We start from the raw sequence: 23,845 nt of genomic DNA on the forward strand, positions 1-23,845 counted from the left end.
ACTTCTAGGATTGTTCTTGCAATTGTTTGTAAATGGAACAAGAAGCTGGAGGGACATTGTTGGTATTGCACAAAATGTTACCTTTTGTTTAATGATTGTAAGCATTGTTATTTATTTAACAATTGTCAAAAGAAAAGAAAGAAAAGAATATCTTAAAATGTAAATTAGGATTAAAATAATCTGTATGTTGATTGAAAAATAAAACGCCAGAAGATATCTCCTGGCGTTTTTATGTGTTAAATTTATTTTTGGTTTTTTAATTTCTTTAAAAGTGCTTTCTTTAACTTCTTTTTCTGTCAATTCATGTATATCATAATTTTTTATATTTATAGTAATTTTATTTAGTTCTTTGTAGATTGACATAATTTTATTCATCACACTCCGTCTTTGTTAATAAATTTTACTATTTCATGTTGATGCTGAATTCTTAGTTCTTTTGGTGTTAATACAGTATTCGTTATTTAATACGATAAAAAGAGAGTAAATCTATCAAAAATCCCGCAAACTTGAGATAATTAATTTCTTTTTTTTTCATTATTCTTTCACCCTAGATTTTATCTAGCCAATTTTGTACAGAAGTTCCTATTGTGTTCACTCAGTGTCATAATTCCTCTATGATATAAAAAAGAAATGACTAAAGGAAACTTCTTCTTTATAAAAGTTTTTTATAACTAAAGGACTTACATGTTAATATATAGATAATTTAATATTATTAACAAGTATAATTATTAATGTATTTTATTCAAAAATAGTTTAATATTTATCTACTTTGTAGAAAAACTGCGTATTTGTCGTCAGTAGGTGTAAATAATAAAACCTTCGTAACATATGAAATACTTTAATGTTTACTTAATGATTTCTAAAACGAAGATAAGGTTATTTTGTAATAGAAAACTCAATCACAACATTTTTTTAGGGTACATGTATATGAATCTACAAATCTGGCCAGCCTAATAACGTATTCCCCCCTATTCCAATAAATTTGAAAATCCTTTACATATACTCGCAAAGGATTCTTTTTTATTAAACGCTATTTATTATTGTAAGCTCTTATTTTTTTACGATAAAAAAAGAAACCTACTAATCCTCCAATTACTGCTGTAATAACACCAACACGTATTAAAGGAATGATAAAATCAACAAGGTTTAAATATGTAGTTTCCGTTACGCCTTCCCCCATTGGGAAGACCTCTTTATATGGAACAATGAAAAAACCTAAAGATAACCCTAAAATGAACCCATATAAAAAACCTTTTTCTATAAATGTTACCAAGTAAACTTCCTCCTTAATAATAAGTGGGATTAAATTTACATTTTACCATAAAAAGGTTTTATGGATTATATTTGCAAGCTGAATTTTTAATTGTTTACCCCGAAATGATAACAGGTTATAATCAGAACTATGTAATTTCGGGTATCGAATTAAATCTACATTTTGGTCCCTTTGTGCTTAATGTAGGATGGGAGCTTGTAGCCTACATTTCTTTAGTGAAATGAAATACAAACTATATAGAAAGGCGAGGAAAAATTGAATACACTTAGTGGAAAAAAAAGAATTCAACTTGCGATACTTTTGGGATCACTTGGACTCTTAGGCCCTTTTACAATTGATACGTATTTACCTTCCTTCCCCACAATCGTAAAAGATTTTCATACTACGGCATCACTCGTACAAATTAGTTTGACAGCATGCTTATTAGGATTGGGAGCAGGACAATTATTTATTGGCCCATTGAGTGATGTGAAAGGCCGTCGTAAACCTTTACTATTATTTCTTTGCTTATATTTATTAGCTTCTTTAACTTGCTCGTTTTCACCAAATATCTATTTCCTTATTGTGGCTCGTTTTGTCCAGGGTTTTTCGGCAGCAGGCGGGCTTGTGGTTTCAAGAGCTATTGTCAGGGACCTTTTCAGTGGAAAGGAACTGACCAAATTTTTTACTTTAATTGTATTAGTCGGTAACCTCGGCCCAATAGTTGCACCAATTGCTGGAGGAGCCATTCTTTCGTTTACCAAGTGGAATGGAGTTTTTATTGTTTTAGCTTGTATTGGAGCTATATTAATCTTCATGGTTTCCCTAAAACTACCAGAAACGCTACCACCTGAAAAACGTGTGCCTAGTAATCTGCCACAGCTCATGAGCAATTTGGGTTCCTTATTTAAGGAGCGAGAATTCATGGGATACGCATTCACACAAGGATTCACGACAGCTGGAATATTTGCTTATGTATCTGGTATTCCGTTTGTCTATCAAAATATTTACCATGTTTCTCCGCAACAGTTCAGTCTACTCTTTGGAGTTAATGGTTTAGGCTTGATTATTGGAAGTCAGTTGGTTGGACGCTTGGCCGATTACATTTCGGAGCGGACATTCTTAAAGATAGGACTAGGAATTTCTATAACGGCAGGAGCAATCCTACTCATCGCTCTTCTTTTAAAAGCTCCATTAATTGCCGTGGCGATCCCGATTTTCTTTTTTGTTTCATCAATCAGTATTATTGGTACGACGTCCTTTGCATTAGCCATTGAATCACAAGGACATATTGCGGGCAGCGCCTCCGCATTATTAGGCTTATTGCCATTTGTACTCGGATCGCTATCAGCACCTCTTGTTGGAATAGCAGGATCGTATACGGGTGTTCCAATGGGCGTTACGATTTTTGGTGCTAGCTTGTTGGCGTTTCTTTCCTATTTTGTTTTAGTTCGAAAGCGTTCGGTTGGGATGCAGAGGCCCAATGATGCTGAACAAGGTTCTAAGCTATAATGTGGATACGTATGTTATTTAGTCAATTAGACAGTTGACATGTAAGAAGAAAAAAACATTAATGTTATTAACAACACGCCCCAAGTGATGAGCCATCGCTTGGGGCTGTTTTCGTTTTGATGCATTGTTTCTATAACAAACAGTATTTTTTTCTGTTTTTAAGCTGTATATCATATACAAAGATAATTAACATAAAACGTATTATCGGTAGAAATCACTTTCCTAAATATGTATTTATAGTATGATATTTGTATATTATCGTTTAGGAAGTGATTTTTTGTTTATTGCAATAATTCTAGCTGTAATCTTATCTTTTCTTTCAATTCTAAACGCCAATAAGCTCATTGGCTTGAAAGGGTACTTATCAGTGAAAAGCTTGACTATTCAAACCAGCACTCTTATGGTAACACCTATAATTGCTCTAATAATTCTTTCAATCGTGATATTTAATTTTCACTCTTTATATCAAGAAAGAATTCCTCATGCATTGCTTGTATTAAGTATGTGGATGTTAGTGACTAATTCTATGTTCATTTATAGAAACATTAAAGGTAAGAACTTAAATTTAATTACGACAATTGTATTAGGTTTCATGAACTTTTTAGCAGCCATTTACCTTACTCCTTTAGATCGCTATGATAAATTATTTAATAGCCATTATTATGTCATTCCATTGGCTATTAGCTTAGTCTCTATAACTATTACATACATAAATTTAATTAGAATCAGGAAAGCATGCTTATCAATATAAACTGGACAAATTATTTAAAAGTAGGTATATACTCTATACATTCTTAGTTAACATAAAACACGGAAGTAGAAGTTAGCCAATCGCAATGCAGATGTCTATCTTTTACAGTCTTCTCAGCATCTGATACATTAATTAGTTCCGGTAGACGAAAAGCAAAATTAACAATCATTAATTATAAAAGGGGGGTATTTAAATGGAATTTGATGTATCTGAATTAGTTGAAGCAAAACGTCAAATTGATTCAACTTTACACAAACTCAGAGAGACAGTAAAAACTCTTAAAGCTAAAGAAAATCCTAATAGATATAAATCTCAAATTACCTTAGCTAAAAGACGGATAGAAGCATTCGAAATTTCGGTATCCCTTATTGAAAGAGAAATAAATGACCTTGATAAAAAAAGCTAATTATCAGCTTTTTCTTTGGTTCAAACTATGATTATTTTAGAATTAAGTTTTACATCAGCCCCTAACCTCTTTCCAAAGCTACTAAATCAAAATAGATAGATTCTAAAGGAGTCAGTACAAATGAAAGCCATTCTTCAAAAGAATGGTTTTTTATTCTGGGTATTAATAGCAATATATCCTTGAAAATCACTGAGATAAATGGATATTAATTGAAATTATATGGAACAAATAGTAAGATAAATGTGTGACAGTAAAGTGTAACTATTACACATTAATGTAAAGGAGGTTTATATGAATATATACACAGCAAACGAGTTAACTGAACTGCTTCAAGAGTATGATCCTACTCTTAAGTTACGTACGATTCGTTACTATACACAGTTAAGTTTACTCCCTCCATTGGAGCTTGTTGGGAATAAGCGTGTCTATACGGATAAACATTTAATATATGGTAAAGCCATTCTTACACTCACAAGAACCGGAGAGACGTTAGGCAATATTCATAATGTATTAAAAGATCTTTCCTATGAAGATATTGAACGTGTGGCTAATCAATTAGAGTTTATTAACTCAGAAAATGTCCTTCATCAAGAAACCCATCTAATAAATGCCAGTGTAGCTATAACATTGGATACGAACCTTTCTCCAGCCATGAAACAAAAGGTTATTCAATCAGTTTCACAACTCTTTCCCAATGGAGACAGTCATAATGGAAATTAAGTTAGCAAAAGAAAAAATGGAGAATGAGGAAGGGCTGAACTATATACTGATCCATCTCCAATGGAACGAAAGAAAATATGTTCATAAAATTGAAGTACATCATTCTTCCTATTGTGCTACAGGCCTAAATTTTAACCAGCTAAAGGAGAATGAGCAGGGAGCTCTTCTAGTAAATCGGTTAATTCAACAGGAGTGTATTCTTCTTGAATTATTTACGGAAACGTATAATCCGGAATCGATAGAAACTTTATCTGTTTCCGTTCATTTTGAGGGAAGTGATGGTGTTGAAAAATGTATACAACAATCAATTACCATTCCCTTAGTTGGTGAAGACGAAGCATATGAAATTCCTATCAATAAAGAAGTAGCAAACCTTGTAAATGAATTAGTAAGAGAAGATAATTTGATTTCAAATATAGGGGGGCAAAGAATGAACTTAATTCCTTACGTAGTCGAGCAAACAAGCCGTGGCGAACGTTCTTATGATATTTACTCTCGTTTACTCAGGGACAGAATTATTATGTTAACAGGCGAAATCACAGATGAAGTGGCCAATAGTGTTATATCGCAATTACTGTTCCTCGATGCAGACGATCCTGAAAAAGACATTAGCATCTATATAAATTCTCCGGGGGGATCTATTACGGCAGGCATGGCTATTTATGATACGATGCAACATATAAGAGCAGATGTCAGTACATTGTGTATAGGACTAGCAGCTTCCATGGGAGCTTTTCTGTTAGCTGGTGGAGTTAAAGGAAAACGTTTTGCCCTTGGTAATAGTGAAATCATGATTCATCAACCATTAGGTGGTGCAAGAGGGCAGGCTTCAGATATCGAAATTAGTGCAAAAAGAATTTTACGTATGAGACAACACCTTAATGAAATATTAGCTGAACGAACAGGAAAAAGTGTAGAAGAAATTTCTAATGACACAGAACGAGATAATTTTATGCAAGCACAAGAAGCAGTAGATTACGGTCTTATTGATCGTATCTTAATTAAGCAGCCTTAATTAGGGAGGTAGAAACGATGAGTGTAGAAAATAAATCTTATTCTGTTGAAATTTTAGACTCAAAGCGTAATGTTACATACTATAGACAGTACGATGCTCTAACAATTGAAGAGGCAAAACAAAAAGCAAAAGCAGAGTTTGTAGACGGTACGATTACGTCTGTTTCTCTTTTAAAAAATGATGAGGAAACACAGTAACCCTTTGTTTCCTTTTAATTTATCAATATAGGTAAATAAAAGAGAAGCTGGAAATTACATTCTGGCTTCTTTTTTATTTTACGAATGTATACCCCATACAAAATTAGTTAGCATAATCATGATTATCGAAAATCAGTAAAGCCTCCTCTTCATTAGCTTGTATATAAAGGGTTTTCTAGTTAAAAAAAGAACTATAAAATAAATTAGAACCTTAATTTTTACGTACGAGGAGATAGGCGAATGATAAAACTTAATGAATGTTTAGGGTGTAAGATTGCTAAAGGATTGGTCCCCCCTGGGCACATTATTTATGAAAACGAATACATTTGTTGTACTTTAGATATCGCTCCTTTTAATGAAGGGCATTTATTAGTATTACCAAAACAACACTTCCACGATATCGATGAGATAGATATAGATACGCAAATTGAGATAAATAAAGCTACAGTTAGTATGATAAAGCTAATTAAAAAAGTGTTTAAGCCACATGGCGTTACTACCTGTGCAAATGGTGGAAAGTTTAATGAATTGAGTCATTACCACCTTCATATCATTCCCAGATACAAAGGTGATGGTTTTACTTGGAGTGAACCAATTGATAATAAAAGTGCTGAGAACTACCTAGAAAAGACCAGAGATTTGCTAATCGAGAACCTTTCAAATTAGTATATGAGGCACTCATCCCTAGTTACCATAATGTGTTTTCCTGGAACCGCATCAAAAAATCCCCTCCATAGTAGACAGGATAGGTTGCCTTCTTTTTGACGTATTTATTTCTATACATATGTAATCCGCGTGAAATAGTACTGTTATAAAGATATGTTAATATTGATTTGTCGTTAATATTTCATAGTTTTAATCCCTAAAAAGCGACCTCGCTTGCCAATGCCGAGGTCGCTCTTTATTTTGTTAATTAGATTAATCACCTTTGGGATGATTTTTTAGCTTTCAGGCTCATGTTATTTCTAACAAAAAAATATAAAAAGACTCTTGCAATTCTAGTGGCGAATTACTATTTAAATAGAGTGAGAAGAGATAATTAGAAGAATGTTGTAATATCAATATTTATAACGAAGTAACAATCTCTTTAGAAGAATGATAGTAGAAAAACTCTATTTTTAATGAATATTTTCACCCTGAATTTAGTCTATTCTCAATGCTATCTTCTCTAGGACAAACTTTACTATGACCTATCTCATTAGTATACCAATTAATTTTATGGTCAATCATTGCTTGATAAGATATCAATTGATTTATCTTTGACTGTATATATTCATTTTGGTTTTTAAGCATTGATATTCGTTGTTCAATTGTTTCATCCCCCTGCATAACGAGGGCCACAAATTCCTTTAGATCAGCAATAGTCATACCCGTAGCTCGAAAACAGCAAATATATTTAAGCCATTCAATGTCTTTAGTTTCATAAATACGTCTACCACTTTCATTTCGCTTAATAATCGGAGTAATACCTTCTTTTTCATAATAACGCAAAGTATGAATTGATAAGCCTGTTTGGTCTGATACTTGACTAATTGTGTAGCTCATAGTTAATACCTCCTATCTCTTTAGTATTTATTCCATCATTATCTGGAAGGTACGATTAGTTTAAAATGGTTAGCTTGTTCATATTTTTAAATCAGTATTGAGTCAATTCACTATTAAATTTTTTGCAAATAAAGGCCCACTTACAAAAAAAGTGAGCCACAAATATCAATATCTTTTTTTATTATATTTCTTGTTTAGTTGGTCTTACAATGATTTCATTGACAGCTATATTATCTGGTTGAGAAATTGCATATAAAATCGAATTAGCGATAGCCTCTGCAGGAAGTCCAAATTCCATAATTTGTTCTTCAATACCTTTTTTAATTTCTTGATTAGAAATGAAATTGACCAATTCTGTATCTACTGCTCCAGGTGAAATAATTGTTGTACGAACATTATTTTCTACTTCTTCTTGCCTCAACCCTTCAGTAATAGCCCTTACAGCAAATTTTGTACCTGAATAGACAGCACTCGAGGGAAAAGCTATGTGCCCTGCAACAGAAGAAACATTAATAATATGTCCTTGTTTTCTTGTTCTCATATAAGGGAGAACTGCAGCAATCCCATAAAGGACACCTTTAATATTTACATCAATCATTTGTTCCCATTCTGTCACTCTTTTTTCATGTAAATAAGAAAGTGGCATAAATCCAGCATTGTTAATCAGGACATCAATCTGTCCAAAGTTATCTAAAGTAAAACTTGCAAGTTCTTCTACCTCTTGTTGAGAAGCAACATCCGTTACTTTATATTCAACTATACCGCCTTGTTTTTCAATTTCTGACTTAAGTTTTCGTAATCGTTCCTCACGTCTTGCAGATAGTACAACTTTAGCTCCTTTGCTAGCAAGTACTTTAGCAGTTGCTTCACCGATTCCACTTGAAGATCCAGTTATAATAACTACCTTCTCCTCAACATTTAACATTACTGATCAACCCTTTCTATTCTTAAGATGTTTCTCAGTATAATACCTAGAGTGCGCTCTAGCACAAGAGCTTTATAAAAAATTCATTTCTGCTTAAAAGCAAACTAGTCCTTCTTTAGACGGCTTAACTAGCCTTCAGGATTTTTGTTTTTTTAACGAGAAAAAATATAAAAAGACTTTTGCAATTCTAAGAACGAATTGTTATTGAATCTAACTATGTATGGTTCGTCTATTGGGGACTATATCTATCATATTTTAGCTATTAGTGGAGGCATGAGAAGAGATGGAGTAGCAAGTTGGGTAACTACGAAGATCTCGAAGAGTGATAGTATAATTTAGGGATAATTAAAGTTGATAACAAGATAAAAAGTTACCTCACACAGGAAAGAGGTAACTTTTTATCTTTAGGATTAAATGTGTGAAATTTGTAAAAATAGTCTGAATAATTATATTACGAAATTGTAAATAAAGCAATATTAAATAATCTTGAGCACATGGATAAAACGTGCACTTTTTATACATTCTATTGTCATACACACCTCCAAGAGATCACGACGTATAAAAAGCTGCATGAACAAGAAATGGGACCTCATCAGACTCCCTGCACTGCAAGGGGTCTCCCTTTGTGTAGATTCCAGAAGAGTGATTATCTTAACTGGGTTTGTATATGATATACAGAGGTTCCATACCCACTAGAACATCGGCTTTCTCATGTTTGTGTTGCATCTCTTCCAACCAGGCAAAGAACACATCAAATCCTTCTTTTGTATTCGTGAAGGTTAGAGCTTTCCCAAGGATCTTTCTACGATCATCTTGTGCCCGAGCAACATGCTTAAATTTAGCAATATCTACCCCGACAATCAGTGTATGGGGTGTAAATTGATTTAACTTTTCGTTTTGAGTACAATTCATAAGAGTCCTCCTTGAATGATGAATTGAAGTCATGGCCATGACCTTCTGCATCATATCAAGGGGACTTTTTTATTTCAAGACACCAAGTAATTTCAATCAGGAATGCTACTTTACATAAACACTCTTTCCGGAACACACCACAAAAAAGAAGCCTTGTCGCAGAACGGTTCCGCCGAGGCTTCTTTTTCCGGAGTATGCAGCTTTATATATATGCTGTAACTTATCTGAAATGTCCCTGTTATAAATATATGGTAGTATTGTTTTGCAATTCTTTTTTCATAACAATATTCCTTGAAAAGCTACCTCTTTCCCTATTTTGAGGTAGCTCCTTTTTTATAGTGTATGTTTAGTTTCCGATATCAAATATTGCTCCAAAGTCCGTTATATTATGACTACTTAGAAGAATGCATTTACAAGTTGATAAAATCCCTTAATAAAAGGACTTCTACCATAACTAATAAATGATGTTATTTCCACTAAGGACGTATAAATCAAAAAATATAAAAAAGAAGAAAAACATTCCAAGTTGGGAGGTGGATTGCTTTTCTTCTAAACTGATTTACACCATTTTTAAAAAGGTAAATTCTAATACAAAATCAAAGATATATATATAATGCATCTTTTGCATTAATGTCTATTTTACCAAATTTATCTATATTTTGTATATATTACATATCGAAATATTCTACTACTTAAGCAGACAGAATGTTGTACGACTAATAACAATTTTTTCTATACTAACATCTAGAATGTATAAATAAACTTTATAAATAAGGGTCCCAAAAAGGCTATCTCAAGGAAGAGATAGCCTTTTTGGGTTTCGTTTGATGGTTTAGGTGTTCTTAAAAAAATATGTCTTATTGCTATTATAATGTATTTTGTCAGACATGTCACCAATGATTTTCTGAAATTTATAAAAACATAAAAAATTAAAGACATAAAGTTGCCATGAATTTATAAAGTACAAGTTGGCCGTTTTGGCCATTATACGATTTAAATCCTATGAAAATTGAAAGAAATAGAAATCTTTCTTTTTTTGCTAACGATAATAATTACTTTAACATCTTGTAATAGCTTTAAATATCTTGTTCGTAAAAGCATACATTTTTAGTTACCATAATGTACTTTATAAGAAAAATCCATGGCAAAAGACTTATCTTTTGCCATGGATTACTTATGGCTTAATTATGAGTGAGTACCATATACAAAGCTCCCACTATAAATTAAGTAATATCAAGGATTTATAGAGAGAAAATAAAATATAGTAAACGTTCAGAAGGGGCTCCGATAAGAATCGAGAACCAGCCTTTTTGTTTATAATAATTTCCTTTTTTGCTCAATAATAAAAGAAGTTAGCTATAAACTAACTTCTTTTATTATTAATTACTCCTTAGTTAAGTAGCTAATTGAGTAAGGTCAAATAAATAAAAAATTCTTAATATGTTTTATCTCCGTTAAAGATAGAATTTTTTACAATAACATAATCAACATTACGAATTGCTTCTAGCTTATTTCCTCCTGCATAAGAAATAGAAGACTGAAGGTCTTGTTCCATTTCTATCAGAGTATTTTTTATAGACCCTTTGTGTTTTACCAACATTTTTTTACCTTCTACATTTTTCTTTTCACCTTTTTGAAATTCAGAGGCAGAACCAAAGTATTCTTTATAAAGATTTCCATCTTTCTCAACGGATTCACCTGGAGACTCTTCATGTCCAGCAAATAGTGATCCAATCATTATCATAGACGCACCAAATCTAATTGATTTCGCAATATCGCCATGCGTGCGAATGCCCCCGTCTGCAATTATAGGCTTGCTTGCTGCCTTTGCACACCAACGCAAAGCTGCTAATTGCCAACCGCCTGTTCCAAATCCAGTTTTAATCTTTGTAATACATACTTTCCCTGGACCAATTCCTACTTTTGTTGCATCGGCACCAGCACGCTCTAGATCCCTTACTGCTTCCGGAGTTCCCACATTTCCTGCAATAACAAAACTATGGGGCAGGTGTTTTTTTATATGCTGTATCATCTGTATGACGGCATCTGAATGACCATGTGCAATATCAATCGTAATGTATTCAGGTAAAAGTTCTTCCTCTGCTAATTGCTGGATAAATTTATATTCCTCTTCTTTAACGCCTACACTAATAGAAGCAAATAGGCCACGTTCTTTCATATCTTTAATAAAAGATATTCGCTTCTCTGGAAGAAAACGGTGCATCACATAAAAATAACCATTTTCTGCTAGGTAAATTGAAAGTTTTTCATCTATAATCGTTTGCATATTGGCGGGCACGACAGGTAACTTAAATTTACGCTCACCAAATGTTATAGTAGTATCACACTCAGTCCTGCTGTTCACTATTGATTTAGCAGGAATTAGTTGTATATCTTCGTAATCAAACACGTTTTCCATAAATAGCACCTCTAAATACGAATAATTAATAATAAAAAAGCTAAAAAAGTTCGCCCTTTTTTAATATAGTTTATTTCTATAAGTATGTCAAAAATTTAGCCAGTTTATGCTACGTGGTTAATTTAAATCTTTACATAAGCTGAATTATTTAAGCTTATTTCTTATTTTAAGATCTTATCTAATCTTTCAGCCCAGGAAGGTTAGGTTCTAATGGGAAAACTAATTTTATAAACTATACATTTGGAGTTTAAAAATCCACATCTTAGTTCCTTAATAGTAGATAATTTAACTCAATTTATACAACCTTTATCCTGTATCTGAATGGGATTGGTTTTAATTAGCTGGTGAAGGATATATCTATTAGTAGAACAACCTATTTTATAGGGGGAGAGGAGGAGGAAGTAGTGAAAGAAATTAAAGTAGCAGAAAATAGTGGTCAGGCAAATAAGTTCATTGAAGATTTTTTTACCAATGGGTTTAGTAAAAGTGAAGTTTATTTGTTGACCTATAATAAAGAGCGCTCGGAATATTTAACAGATATAACAAATACGAAAGAATATCGAACTTCTGAACAAGGGGTTTTTACATCTACCGTTAATAAGTTATTTTCCCGTGAAGATGAACTTCGTTCCAAAATGACATTGTTAGGGTTAACAAAAGAAGAAACTGAACGATGTATAGGTGAGATGAAACAAGAACGTATAGTAATTATTGCAAAGAAGAGTATTTAATAATTCGCAGGTGCAATAAATGTTGAAGAAACTAAGTGATCGAGAACCTTATTGGTATGTTGCTGTCTATATATATGGTTTGTTTTACTATACGAATTTTTTTTATATCCTCCAAGGGTAGTGAATAGAAGTAACCCACTAGAGTCGTTTACTAATCTTATATGGAGGTGAAGGGTTAATGACTCAATTCCTTGCTATTCACATAGGTACGTTATACTTTCCTACAAGTATTCTTCTCATTACCTTATTAGTTTTAATAGGTTTTATTATCTATTTTCTTACTAGAAGAAAAAGAAATAGAGATCAACTGATTAATTTAAATGAGAGAAGAGTAACGGAAAAAAGAGGAAAAAACAAAACTCTATAGATTTCAAGAAAGCTAACGAAAAACATAAAAAACGGGAAATGATTCTCAATTATTAGGAAAATAAAAATAAATAGTTTAGCTCTTTTTTTACGTGGAAGACAAAAAACAAGTCAAAAATTATTAGGAGGAATGTAAAATGACAAATAATAAAAATAATGACAAAATGAGCCGTGAAGAAGCTGGAAGAATGGGTGGAGAAGCTACAGCCAAAAATCATGATAAAGAGTTTTACCAAGAGATTGGCGAAAAAGGCGGAGAAGCTACAGCTAAAAATTATGATAAAGAGTTTTACCAGGAGATTGGCGAAAAGGGCGGCAAAGCTAACAACAAACGTAATAACGACTAATTGTTTGTAAAACTAAATTTTTCAGTTTTTACGTTGTATATCGTATACATTCTCAGTTAGCATAGTCAACATTAATAGAAGCCAAACTCTTTATATATAAAGAGTTTGGCTTCTATTTTTATGGTAAATGGTTTGATTACATTTGACGTTTTTCCAACAGGGCTCTTCTTTTACCAATTTGTCTATTTCTCCATTTATTATATTGTCTTTTCTTTATTACCAGTTAAATTATCAGAAACAACGTCAAGTGATGGACGAGCTATCTATGACGTATTACGCTAGGGTCACATAATATGTAACCCTCATTAATAAACGAACAATTGTCTTTTATATATATTGGTACAACCTTTCACTGTTCTTTAGAAATAGGGAAAGGTTTAAATCCTAAACGCTAAGGCTAAAGTAGAATTAAAATACTTATCCAAACAGGAGGATAACCTGAACAAACTCAAAATCACCAACCTGTCATCGAAAGCGATATGCATCCTCTTCCTATCCATGAAAATGACAATTATATTAGCACAAGCAAAGTAAAAAGAAAGGGGAGGCTTTAATTACCGAAGAGACAATGGCATTGGAAAAGGTGTTGCCCTTAATCGTATGAAAGAAGGATTAGATAATTTTGTTGTCTACCTAAATGAACACAGTGATGCACAAGAAAAAAATTTCGAGTTAAAGAGGAAATTTCTTTTGGTTTCACTAAACTTATTATTTTCGAATTATAAAATGGAGAGGTGTTTATAAATTGTATAGAGGTCGAGATATGACTAAATTGGCAATGATTTCAAAAAAAAGAATGGAAAGATAATGAACTTACTTATTTTCATCATTCATTCCAACAGATAACTCCCTATCTAAATGAAGAAGGTCGGGAAATTCACCTTCAAATTATAAAGGAAATTGAATCTAGAGGGGGCCTTTATTCTATTGATTCGAACTATGTCCATAATAAGAATAAGGAATGTAGAAAATAAACCTCAATACATGGATAGGTAAAGAAAGTTTATAGAGAAATTTTAGGGTGTGAGGTTTATCTAAAAATCAGGAATACTTGTAATACATGAAGAGAATCATTTATATAATATACGGATTCTGCTAACATAATAGATTTTATTGTATTCATAAAAAATGGCCATTAAGCATCACAGATAAAATAAAAGACCCAACAATAAAAAACATTGGCTGAAGCTTAGCCAATGTTTTTTTAGGTGAATACTGTTAAGAAGGTGTTTTCCTAAAAAGGCGGATAACTTTAAGAATACAAATTACATTATATTCATGGACCTGTTTTTAAGGTATATACCATATACATTTTTAGTTAACATAGTAGGTTTTATAAGAAGTAGATTATTCTTTATATCTTTTAAATAGTTTTGTGACTAAAACATTGTGCAACCTCTCAGCGAACTCTTCATGATGCGTTGTGTCAAACCCTGCATGGTGGCCGGGAAACTCAACAATTTCCGTGCCTAGTTGTTCTGCTAAGGTGGCTGCGCAACCATAAGGGAAAAGAGCCCGGGAAGCACGCCCTCCAGCTGGAAATATCTTAATTGATGAAGATTTTAACAAGGTATTTAATTTATTAATATCTAATGTATAGTTAAGAATCAGGGAATTTCATACTTAGTGAAATATGTTGAATTGCTGAGAAGACGCTCTGTTAGTATATCTATTGATTGTTTGGATTTGGTATCGTTCATTTCTAAATTTGACAATAATTTAATGACTTCACTTCGATGGTTATTCTGAAGGTCTTCCATGAATTGCTCTGCTTGTTTTAACTCCTTTCCAAATAAAAGTTGCAATAAGACTGGTTCGTGTGGGATCATTCCTCGTACTTGTCCGGAGTAGCGTATGCACAAATCAAGTCCGATGACAGCACCTGAGCTGCTTCCGAATACGTACGCAGGTTTATCTGTAAGTTCTGCTAATAATAGGTGAGCATCTTTGCTATGTGTTTCCACTTTATAACCTTCTGTCTTATTAATAAGATTACTACGCGAATGACCACGACGATCGTAAGTCACAACTGTATACCTATCAGCAAGATGATTAGCAATATTATTGAATTTGTCAGCATCACCGCCTCCACCGTGGATTAAAAGGAGGATTGGACCTGATCCACGTACCTCGTAGTAGAGAATTGCTTCGGGTATTTGTAATGTCCTATTTTTTACCATAGTCATTTAAAAACTCGCTCCTTTCATTTTCATTTATGATTGGATATTGGGTACCTTTATGCCTTATGAAATTAATAGTCCCTTTTACTTTATATAGTTTATAGAGTATATAGAATATATAAAATGCAGTAATCAATTAAGAAATAAACTCGCCATATTTACAGTCATCAATCAAGTACCAATTCATATTTTATTTCTTACCGTAACGTCTCTTAAAGATGATACTTACGAATGATGCGTTAATGTATATCTTATATATTTTTAGTTAATATAATCACCGTTATAGGTACCCTCAAATAAAAAGAAGAGGCTTATAAGGAAGTAGAATTATGACTTTCTTAAGAAAAGGGGTTATAAGATAAAAAATGGGAAACGGGTGTAATGAAATAGAGAGGAATACTCGCAGTACAAACTTTTATAAAGAAATAGGGTTTGTAAATCATCAGAGGTAAACAATCCTTTAATTATTTCTACAGTCAAATGAGGCTATCTTCTAAGTATGTATCATGAGATACATACTTACTCAAACTAACTTTACAATGGATTAATGTTCCTTTAAATAAAAATTCACGTCTGATTGCTATCGTATTATATGTGTCCCATCTCATTTTAAAAATTCGGGAGGTTATTATGAATAAGCAAAAATCAGGCAATTGTTTTAAAGTCTTAAGTGTTATGGCATTAGGTTCCTTTTTAGCTATATCTACTCCTGCGGATGCAGCTAAAAATAATAAAGAAACAGCTGGTCAACCGTTCCAAAATAAAAAGTGGGAATACAATATAAAAGAAACACATAATATTGGAAGCCTAAAAATGATTGGAGAGCAAAGGATCCCTTTTAAGAAAGAATTTCAAGGTACCATTGTAGGAGGGTTATCAGGAATTTCCTATAACGATAGGCAAGGTACATGGATGATGATAAGTGATGATAAATCGGATAACAGTCCTGCCCGTTTTTATACAGCTCAATTGAACTACGATAATAAGAATTTTGATTCGGTTAAACTGACAGAAATGAACTTTTTAAAACAAGCCGATGGTACAAACTATCCTAATCAAACGCAATATGCCCTAAAGGGAGGAGAAGTACCAGATTTTGAATCCATACGTCTAGATCCAAAAGACGGAAGTATTTGGTATACAAGTGAGGGGAGCCGTTCTCTTGGCTTAAATCCTTTCATAAAGCATGCGAATGGGGAAGGGAAATATTTGGCTACTTTACCTTTAGCGAAACAATTTAACATGATACCAGAACACGAGAATGGACCACGTGATAATTTAACTTTTGAAGGAATCACCTTTGCAAACGACGGTAATTCCTTATGGGTTTCCATGGAAGCCCCTTTATATCAAGATGGGCCTGTACCTACAACAACTAATGGGGCGCTTTCACGAATTACACGATATGACCGTAAGGGAAAGCTATTAGCACAATATGCATATCCTATTGATGCCATCCCGGCGAAGCCTGGCCCTGGTAAGTATGCAGATAACGGAGTATCAGAAATTTTATCTGTAAATAAACACAAACTTCTAACTATTGAACGCTCTGGTGTACAAAGCGCGGATGGAACATTTAAAAATTATATTCGTATTTATGAATTAGATACACGCGGGGCTAGTGACATTAGTAACATTCATTCATTACAAGGACAAAAATTTAAACCTGTGAAAAAGCGTCTTGTTCTGGATTTGACAACATTAGGTTTATCGGTACTGGACAATATCGAAGGGATATCTTGGGGACCAAAGCTCCCAAATGGACATGACAGTTTAGTTCTAATTTCAGATGACAATTTCAATCGTAACCAAGTAACCCAATTCTTAGCGTTTGAAATATTGCCAAAATAGGGATTCTAGTGCAAAAAATACTCTCTAGAAACATAGGGTGTTAGTTTCATACAGTAGGTCTAAATAACTTTAAAGGGAAAGTTTCTACCTCTGAGAACAGGGATGCCTCTTCTACGAAATCATACAATCCTTTCTAACGAGAACTTAAAAGGTTTCTAGTCAGTTTGAAAAGAAGGTTAATAAATATTAACCTTCTTTCTTTATTATTATAGATTAAGACAGTACTTAATAGTGTACCTTTTACTAGTAAGATGAACTACTTATTACTTAAAGATTTAGCATAAAGAGTTGATTTTTCAACATAATTATAATAATAAGGAGAAATTGCATCTATTAAGTAACCTAAAGGTGGTGAGTCCTTATGAAAAACAGGGATAAAAGACGAAAAAAGAAACGTGATTTTTTAAAGGATTACTTAAAAAACAAGTTAGGACATTGGAAACCTAGACTTGGCAAAGAGCCTACCTCCAACTCTAAGACGACACAAGAAAATAGAAATCTTGATTAAATAATATTTGTGTGTAGGTATTTAGAGGTTTTTCACCATGAAAAATAGCCCCCTTTAGAAGTCTATCTCTAGAGGGGGCTTGATTATAAGGCATATTTATTTAACGGCCTCTTTTAATTCTTTTCCTGGTTTAAAAGTAGGAGCCTTTGAAGCCGGAATTGTCATTTCTTTACCTGCTGAGGGTTACGATCTGTACGCTCTGCGCGCTCACGTATTTCAAATGTACCAAATCCAACTAATTGCATTTTTTCTTCTTGGGCAAGCGTATTAGAAATCGTTTCAAACAACGCATCTACAGTTTTTTTTGAATCCTGTTTCGTTAGTTCATATTTTGTTGCAACTATATCTACTAATTCAGTTTATTCATATTCAAACACCTCATCCTCTTACTTTATAGTCAAACTTCGTATTTGTTTAATTCACATAATGTGAGTTATCGGAAATTATAACTTACAAAAAGAAGTCGGAATAATAACCAACTTCTTTTTGTAGGATGTTTTAATTTTCTATGTTATTCACTTTAAAATTTCTTGGTTATTCCAATTTTTCAAAGCCCATACTACATCATCATTTTCATTGAGCGTGACTTCATCTAAACCTAACTCTATAAAATTCTTGTTTACAAAAACAGCCCAATGTATATTTTTCTTTGGAATTGAATGGATACCATTTATAGATATAATATTCCCTTGGGATTCTTCTATATTGAAGGCCCTTTTTGTTACTTCGTATAGTGTCTCACCTTCTTGAAATGAAACTTCTTTCAAAGTAATCGTCTCGTTTTTATCATTTACAATCCTAAAAGTACTCGTCATCTCTAATGCGTGTGTAGGGGAATAAACAAAAAAAAGGAATAGTGGTAAAGATATTAATATCTTTTTAATAAGCATTTTTGAATCTCCTTTTAACGTATTTTTCATATTATGAGCACTTTAGTGATAATTATAAATTTTAAATATAGATCAGTGTTTGATACACAACAGAAAAAACTCCCTGGTGTGTTAGGGGAGTTTTTCTGCTTTTCTAATGAATATCATATACGAACTTAGTTACCACAATGTAAATTATAGAAAATCTTAAAAAATAGGGCTTTTAATTAGAAATTAAAAGCCCTATTTTTTAACTCTTTTTAAAGGTTCCTAATAACTCATATTACGTGAACAAAAAGACGTAACAACTACTTAAAAAAGCAGCCACATTCTTTAGAAGATAAGTCAGCATTTTATTGATATTATTTATTTACATTAAACCAGCCTTTTCGTTTAAACCAGAGAATCATACCGATTGTCATTAAAGCCATAATTCCTAAAACAATATAATACCCGTAGTGCCAGTGAAGTTCAGGCATATGATCAAAATTCATCCCATATAACCCTACAACAAATGTAAGGGGGATGAAAATAGAGGAGATAATTGTTAATGTCATCATAATGGAGTTCATCCGATTGGCGTTAAGTGAAAGGTAATTATCTCTCATATCTGATGTCATATCTCGATTGGCTTCCACCATGCTTGTTAATTTTATCAAGTGGTCATAGATGTCATTGAAATAGGCTTTCTGCTCCGCAGGTATATGTAAACGTTCAGAATTAATAATTCGATATAGCAGATCACGCATAGGAAGAATGGTTTTTCTGAGCTTTAATAAATCACTCCGGATATCAAAAACATCATTCATCAGTAGAGCAATTGATTTTTTGGCATCTCTGCTTTCAATTTCATTTAATTTATCTTCAATTTCATACACAATTGGGAAGTAATCATCCACTAATTGATCGAGAACCGCATAAGCAATATAGGACACTCCTTTATTAAATCCACTAGGATGCTGTAAAAGGCGTTGTCGTACTGTTTCAATACTGAGTACCGGTTTAAAGTGGAAGGTTACTAAATAATTTTCTCCAATAAATAAATCTACTTCTTCAACATCTAACGTGTTGCTATTTAAATAATGAAGAACTAAAAAGCTGTAACCCTCATAATAATCAAGTTTAGGACGTTGTAATAAGTGAAGACAATCTTCGATAGCTAAAGGGTGAAAGTGGAAAAACGTCTCTAACACTTTTGCTTCCTCTTCAGATGGAGAGGCAAGATCTACCCAGAACCACTTAATTGAAGGGTCAGATAAGTGATCAAGGGGTACATCTTCTTTGACATGTAAGTCTTGTGTAATAGCGATTGTTCGAATCATACTGCTGCTCCTCCATATGATTAATGATTCTCTATTGTATAGTATGTTACATAAAATAAATGATTAATCCGACTGTTAACAAGGCAATAAAATCTTTCTGATATTTTCTTCTCTTTTCTTCACTTGTATCTTTATTTTTCCCAAAATATTTATCTAGAAAAATAATAAAACAAAGGAGGAGGAAACTAAGAATGATATCCAGTATTAAGAAATGAAAGAAATTATCTATAGTAGTCAATGACATAGTAATTCTCCTTATTTCTCACGTTTAAGTGTGAGAATACTAAATAAGAGTAATAAGTCTCTCTTCATATTTTAATCAGGTACAAAAAGTACTAAAATCAATTTAGCTGTATAATAACTAATTGCATAAAAAAGAAAGGATTCGTTTTTTATTGTTTTCTTTATCCTAATGTCTATAATTAAAACATCCAAAACGACTTATTATATACCAAAATGTTCTATATGTCCTAACTTTTTGGAAGAAAGAGGATTATTAATCTTAAAAACAGGAACATCTAAGAAGTATATAAGTTAATAAGGTGAGACCGAGAGGAAAGAATAAAACGTAACTCTATATAATAAAAGACATAGTAATGGGAGATTTTTATGAAATACGCACAAATTTTTATTGATAATCGAATTCGAAATGCAACGTTGATTGTATTGGTTATTTGTATGAGTATAGCTTGGCTATTTGATAGCGATTACTGGTACAATATAGCTGTTCTTATTATTGCAGTATCTTTTATCTTACACGGTGTAAATAATTATATCGTCGGAAAGAACAAAGCGCGAGGAACTATTATTATACTATTGAGTATTCTTTTTACTCTATATAATTTACTAAGAATCTTTTTTTTATGATGAAAATAAGAATCTTACACTTGCAAGGAACGAGGAGTTTTTATGTTTAAGAGAATAGTAAAATGTTATGATTACAAATTTATTGTAGCCTTAATTGTTCTAAGCCTCATCGGTTTAGTTATGGTTTACAGTGCTAGTATGGTAACGGCGGTTAGTCGTTACGGTGTAGAAGGGGATTATTTTTATCAAAAGCAAAAACTTGCTCTTATAGCAGGCTTCTTCTTTTTCTGTGTTGCTGCTTTTATTCCCTATAAAATTTATCGAGAAAAAAAAGTATTAAAAATATTATTAGTAACAGTGATTACGCTTCTTGCTTTGGTCCTTATTTTTGGACATACCGCCGGGAATGCACAGAGTTGGCTTATACTAGGTCCGATTAGAATACAACCACTTGAATTTACGAAACTAACGATTATTGTATACCTATCGGCTGTTTTTGCGAATAAACAAGAGTATATTAATGATTTAAAGCGCGCTATTATTCCACCTATCCTTATCGTATTTTTTATTTGTTTCTTAATTGCTTTACAACCCGATTACGGTGGAATTCTCCTTATTTTAGGTACCGTTTCAGCAATCGTGTTATGTTCAGGCATCTCAAAAAAATCGATGTTAAAGATTGCTCTGTTAGGAGTAGTAGGAATATTTGTTATGTTAGTCGTTTTATTAGTAACGGGACATATAGATACCGTATTTTCACCTGTTCGTTTAGCTCGTTTTACTGGTTTTCTCCATCCTTTTGCAAACCAACAAGGGAATGGATACCAATTGGTTAATTCTTACTTGGCTATAGGAACTGGGGGATTAACTGGTGAAGGGTTAGGACAAGGTGTCCAAAAAGCCGGTTACCTACCTGAATCTCACACAGATTTTATTATGGCGGTTATTGCCGAAGAATTAGGTTTTTGGGGAGTACTTCTTGTATTAGGATTACTGTTTTTTATTATTTTGCAAGGTCTAAAAATAGCAAGAAGGTGCAGCGATCCTTTTGGTGCCTTATTAGCTATCGGTATCTCAGTCATGATTGGCATTCAAGCATTCGTTAACCTAGGAGCAGTAACGGGTCTTCTTCCTATCACAGGTGTAACATTACCTTTTGTAAGTTATGGGGGTTCTTCTCTTACATTGCTTCTGTTTGCTGTAGGAGTACTAGCGAATATATCCATGTTCAATAAATATGAAAAGAAATACAAAAATAAAGTAAAAGATTCAAGGGAATTGAAAAGCGTCTAATGATTTACTTGAATGACATTTCTATAAAAATTATTGAGGATAAAATAAAATAATAAACAAAAGATACTGGTTAAGAGCCAGTGTCTTTTGTTTATGTAAGGAGGTTAAGTTTATAGTATTGCTAAAGGAATTCAAAGGTCTATTAGAAATCCTCCTATGTACTATTCATATACTTTCTTAAAAATCTTTATTTAAAGGATAAAAATTATTTCTTATTTCCTTCGAAAAAACTGCAAGGTGCTATAAACGATCCATAGAAAACAGGCCGCAATAACTTGTTTTTCTAGGCAAAGAATAATTGTCCATAGTATCACTAAAATTAAAATAGGAATAGATAACTTTCTTATCATTCACACCTTCCCTTTCTTCACTATTCTCCTATCTATATTCATGAAAACGTATAGGAATGCTAGTTTACATAAATACTCTTATCTGCATCTATCTTTGTATAGTCAAAAGGCATTTAAGCTGTTTTTTCTCTTTTGACGTAAAGAAAGCTCTTTTGTTCTCTACATAACCTAGTATAATTTTGGGAAATTTCCAATAAGAGTATATACCTTTATTATTTATCAAAAAATATAGATAAAATTTGATTTCTTATAGCTTAAGAGCTAACTACATAATTTTTATTGGAAGAAGAATTTTAGACAAATGAGGTGGAAATTTGAAATTAAAAATAACCTTAACTCTTAGTATATCTTTTATTATATTTATGCTTGTTTTACTCTTTTTTTATCTAATCAAAGGAGATTCCTCTCGTTGGCAGGTAGCATTGGGAGGCGTGATGGCAAGTGCATTACCAACCTTGTTGTTGTTTAAGAAGGTTAATCTCTTCCCTATTCCTATTATAGTGGGGTATTATCTTTTTCTTTTTTGCTCACTATTTTTAGGGTCAATTGAAGATTTTTATAATCGCTTTAAATGGTGGGATGCTGTTCTACACTTTTATAAAGGAATCTTTATGGGATTTGTAGGGATTTCTCTTTATAAGCTACTTATAGCTACACGGATACAAGCTAGAATTTCCAAATGGGTTATTTTCTTATTTGTGCTTTCAATCTCAGTGAATGCTACAGTTTTATGGGAAATTTATGAATTCTTAGGTGATTTAACTTTTACTCACACTATGCAATCAGGAGGAAATACAGATACCATGTATGACATGATTATAGGTATGATATCAGGTCTTTTAATTGCTATTTATTCTATGAAACGACGAGAAAAACTATAAATAATATAGGAGGTGTTGGAATGAAACGTAAGCTGGTTATATTGTTTAGTTTGATTTACGTCATTTTCATGGGGTGTTTGGCAGTATTTTACTATGTGAGTAATGAATCCTTTAAGGCCATGGTTTCAATAGGTGGTTTCGTATGCGGATTAATACCACTTTTATTAGCTTTTTTTACTAAGCTTAAATTTAACTTGCCTATCATCATTTCCTACTTAGTTTTTTTATTTTGTTCACAGTACCTAGGTTCAATTTTAGGTTGGTATGGATTAGGATGGTGGGATACATTTTTACACTTAATAAGTGGAGCTATCCTTGCTTTTGCAGGAATCGCTTTATATGAACGATTAATACATCGAAGTGCAGGAGAGTATATATCAGCATGGTTTGTTTTTCTATTTACCTTTTCTTTTGCTGCACTTGGAGGTGTCATATGGGAAATTTACGAATTTAGCTCAGATCAATTTTTCGGAATGACTTTACAGGGCGGTGGAAATAAAGATACAATGATTGATTTAATTGCAGATGCTTTAGGGGGCCTTCTTATAGGGGCATGGGCAGGATTGCGCACAAAGATAAAAAGGTCTACTTAAAGTTGACTAACCGCCCAATATTCCATGTATATGGTAAAACTCCTTAATGATTAAGGAGTTTTATTCGCATGGTCTCATGTTGATTTCAAAATC

The 23,845-nt window shown here is 32.6% G+C and carries 21 protein-coding genes and 4 pseudogenes; 16 read left to right on the top strand and 9 right to left on the bottom strand.

The window, feature by feature from the left end:
• Nucleotides 1-1,030 precede the first annotated feature (1,030 nt).
• Nucleotides 1,031-1,273 carry a hypothetical protein gene (locus ACLHDF_RS31285; RefSeq protein WP_413922231.1) on the bottom strand — a complete coding sequence of 81 codons (243 nt, stop codon included), beginning with the start codon at nucleotides 1,271-1,273 and terminating at the stop codon, nucleotides 1,031-1,033.
• A 255-nt stretch (nucleotides 1,274-1,528) separates the two neighbouring features.
• Here ACLHDF_RS31285 and ACLHDF_RS31290 point away from each other — a divergent pair, with 255 nt between their 5' ends.
• The 7 genes from ACLHDF_RS31290 to ACLHDF_RS31320 all read left to right on the top strand — a co-directional run bounded on the left by ACLHDF_RS31290 (nucleotide 1,529) and on the right by ACLHDF_RS31320 (nucleotide 6,519).
• Nucleotides 1,529-2,764 carry a Bcr/CflA family multidrug efflux MFS transporter gene (locus tag ACLHDF_RS31290; RefSeq protein ID WP_413922232.1) on the top strand — a complete coding sequence of 412 codons (1,236 nt, stop codon included), beginning with the start codon at nucleotides 1,529-1,531 and terminating at the stop codon, nucleotides 2,762-2,764.
• A 277-nt stretch (nucleotides 2,765-3,041) separates the two neighbouring features.
• On the top strand, nucleotides 3,042-3,515 hold the full coding sequence (locus tag ACLHDF_RS31295) for a hypothetical protein (protein ID WP_413922233.1): 474 nt from the start codon (nucleotides 3,042-3,044) through the stop codon (nucleotides 3,513-3,515).
• A gap of 193 nt (nucleotides 3,516-3,708) precedes the next feature.
• Nucleotides 3,709-3,921, top strand: coding sequence for a hypothetical protein (locus tag ACLHDF_RS31300; RefSeq protein ID WP_413922234.1), 213 nt, complete (start codon nucleotides 3,709-3,711; stop codon nucleotides 3,919-3,921).
• Between the two features lie 291 nt (nucleotides 3,922-4,212).
• Nucleotides 4,213-4,641: a MerR family transcriptional regulator gene (locus tag ACLHDF_RS31305; protein WP_413922235.1), complete on the top strand. Its 429-nt coding sequence runs from the start codon at nucleotides 4,213-4,215 to the stop codon at nucleotides 4,639-4,641.
• 430 nt (nucleotides 4,642-5,071) lie between these two features.
• Nucleotides 5,072-5,656 (top strand): ATP-dependent Clp endopeptidase proteolytic subunit ClpP, encoded by a 585-nt coding sequence (clpP, locus tag ACLHDF_RS31310; protein ID WP_413922281.1) that lies wholly within the window; start codon nucleotides 5,072-5,074, stop codon nucleotides 5,654-5,656.
• Between the two features lie 17 nt (nucleotides 5,657-5,673).
• Nucleotides 5,674-5,853, top strand: coding sequence for a hypothetical protein (locus tag ACLHDF_RS31315; RefSeq protein ID WP_098591340.1), 180 nt, complete (start codon nucleotides 5,674-5,676; stop codon nucleotides 5,851-5,853).
• Nucleotides 5,854-6,093: 240 nt separating this feature from the next.
• Nucleotides 6,094-6,519: an HIT family protein gene (locus tag ACLHDF_RS31320; protein WP_413922236.1), complete on the top strand. Its 426-nt coding sequence runs from the start codon at nucleotides 6,094-6,096 to the stop codon at nucleotides 6,517-6,519.
• A gap of 465 nt (nucleotides 6,520-6,984) precedes the next feature.
• Here ACLHDF_RS31320 and ACLHDF_RS31325 read toward each other — a convergent pair whose 3' ends face one another.
• The 4 genes from ACLHDF_RS31325 to guaC all read right to left on the bottom strand — a co-directional run bounded on the left by ACLHDF_RS31325 (nucleotide 6,985) and on the right by guaC (nucleotide 11,654).
• Nucleotides 6,985-7,398, bottom strand: coding sequence for a MerR family transcriptional regulator (locus tag ACLHDF_RS31325; RefSeq protein ID WP_413922237.1), 414 nt, complete (start codon nucleotides 7,396-7,398; stop codon nucleotides 6,985-6,987).
• A 181-nt stretch (nucleotides 7,399-7,579) separates the two neighbouring features.
• Nucleotides 7,580-8,323, bottom strand: a complete 744-nt coding sequence (locus ACLHDF_RS31330) for an SDR family oxidoreductase (RefSeq protein WP_413922238.1) — start codon at nucleotides 8,321-8,323, stop codon at nucleotides 7,580-7,582.
• 651 nt (nucleotides 8,324-8,974) lie between these two features.
• Nucleotides 8,975-9,235 carry an IS110 family transposase gene (locus tag ACLHDF_RS31335; RefSeq protein ID WP_413922239.1) on the bottom strand — a complete coding sequence of 87 codons (261 nt, stop codon included), beginning with the start codon at nucleotides 9,233-9,235 and terminating at the stop codon, nucleotides 8,975-8,977.
• A 1,435-nt stretch (nucleotides 9,236-10,670) separates the two neighbouring features.
• Nucleotides 10,671-11,654 carry a GMP reductase gene (guaC, locus tag ACLHDF_RS31340; RefSeq protein WP_413922240.1) on the bottom strand — a complete coding sequence of 328 codons (984 nt, stop codon included), beginning with the start codon at nucleotides 11,652-11,654 and terminating at the stop codon, nucleotides 10,671-10,673.
• Between the two features lie 404 nt (nucleotides 11,655-12,058).
• Between guaC and ACLHDF_RS31345 the strand changes: the two genes are divergently transcribed.
• The 3 genes and pseudogenes from ACLHDF_RS31345 to ACLHDF_RS31355 all read left to right on the top strand — a co-directional run.
• Nucleotides 12,059-12,385 carry a general stress protein gene (locus ACLHDF_RS31345; protein ID WP_413922241.1) on the top strand — a complete coding sequence of 109 codons (327 nt, stop codon included), beginning with the start codon at nucleotides 12,059-12,061 and terminating at the stop codon, nucleotides 12,383-12,385.
• Nucleotides 12,386-12,888: 503 nt separating this feature from the next.
• Nucleotides 12,889-13,092 (top strand): annotated as a pseudogene (locus tag ACLHDF_RS31350) (KGG domain-containing protein); the annotation flags it as partial.
• A gap of 108 nt (nucleotides 13,093-13,200) precedes the next feature.
• Nucleotides 13,201-13,380, top strand: a pseudogene (locus tag ACLHDF_RS31355) (hypothetical protein); the annotation flags it as partial.
• Nucleotides 13,381-14,445: 1,065 nt separating this feature from the next.
• Here the strand turns inward: ACLHDF_RS31355 and ACLHDF_RS31360 are convergent.
• Nucleotides 14,446-15,284, bottom strand: a pseudogene (locus ACLHDF_RS31360) (alpha/beta fold hydrolase).
• Between the two features lie 624 nt (nucleotides 15,285-15,908).
• On the opposite strand from ACLHDF_RS31360, the gene ACLHDF_RS31365 reads away from it, so the two are divergent.
• A complete protein-coding gene (locus tag ACLHDF_RS31365; RefSeq protein WP_413922242.1) occupies nucleotides 15,909-17,129 on the top strand; it encodes an esterase-like activity of phytase family protein in 1,221 nt (406 codons plus the stop codon).
• 361 nt (nucleotides 17,130-17,490) lie between these two features.
• Nucleotides 17,491-17,637, top strand: a complete 147-nt coding sequence (locus ACLHDF_RS31370) for a hypothetical protein (protein WP_413922243.1) — start codon at nucleotides 17,491-17,493, stop codon at nucleotides 17,635-17,637.
• Nucleotides 17,638-17,733: 96 nt separating this feature from the next.
• Here the strand turns inward: ACLHDF_RS31370 and ACLHDF_RS31375 are convergent.
• The 3 genes and pseudogenes from ACLHDF_RS31375 to corA all read right to left on the bottom strand — a co-directional run bounded on the left by ACLHDF_RS31375 (nucleotide 17,734) and on the right by corA (nucleotide 19,828).
• Nucleotides 17,734-17,981: pseudogene (locus ACLHDF_RS31375) on the bottom strand (HU family DNA-binding protein).
• Between the two features lie 171 nt (nucleotides 17,982-18,152).
• A complete protein-coding gene (locus ACLHDF_RS31380) occupies nucleotides 18,153-18,557 on the bottom strand; it encodes a DUF4430 domain-containing protein (RefSeq protein WP_413922244.1) in 405 nt (134 codons plus the stop codon).
• Nucleotides 18,558-18,868: 311 nt separating this feature from the next.
• Nucleotides 18,869-19,828 (bottom strand): magnesium/cobalt transporter CorA, encoded by a 960-nt coding sequence (corA, locus tag ACLHDF_RS31385; RefSeq protein WP_413922245.1) that lies wholly within the window; start codon nucleotides 19,826-19,828, stop codon nucleotides 18,869-18,871.
• 609 nt (nucleotides 19,829-20,437) lie between these two features.
• Between corA and ACLHDF_RS31390 the strand changes: the two genes are divergently transcribed.
• From ACLHDF_RS31390 to ACLHDF_RS31405, 4 genes are all read left to right on the top strand, one after another.
• The gene (locus tag ACLHDF_RS31390) at nucleotides 20,438-20,695 is read left to right on the top strand and encodes a hypothetical protein (RefSeq protein WP_413922246.1); all 258 of its coding nucleotides are present in this window, start codon (nucleotides 20,438-20,440) and stop codon (nucleotides 20,693-20,695) included.
• A gap of 42 nt (nucleotides 20,696-20,737) precedes the next feature.
• Nucleotides 20,738-21,928 carry a putative lipid II flippase FtsW gene (ftsW, locus tag ACLHDF_RS31395; RefSeq protein ID WP_413922247.1) on the top strand — a complete coding sequence of 397 codons (1,191 nt, stop codon included), beginning with the start codon at nucleotides 20,738-20,740 and terminating at the stop codon, nucleotides 21,926-21,928.
• Nucleotides 21,929-22,592: 664 nt separating this feature from the next.
• Nucleotides 22,593-23,159, top strand: a complete 567-nt coding sequence (locus ACLHDF_RS31400; protein ID WP_413922248.1) for a membrane-spanning protein — start codon at nucleotides 22,593-22,595, stop codon at nucleotides 23,157-23,159.
• Between the two features lie 20 nt (nucleotides 23,160-23,179).
• Entirely contained in the window at nucleotides 23,180-23,752 is a 573-nt protein-coding gene (locus ACLHDF_RS31405; RefSeq protein ID WP_413922249.1) for a hypothetical protein, read from the top strand.
• Nucleotides 23,753-23,845 lie beyond the last annotated feature (93 nt).

This window comes from Priestia megaterium (assembly GCF_046599315.1).
Classification (GTDB): Bacteria; Bacillota; Bacilli; order Bacillales; family Bacillaceae_H; genus Priestia; species Priestia megaterium_F.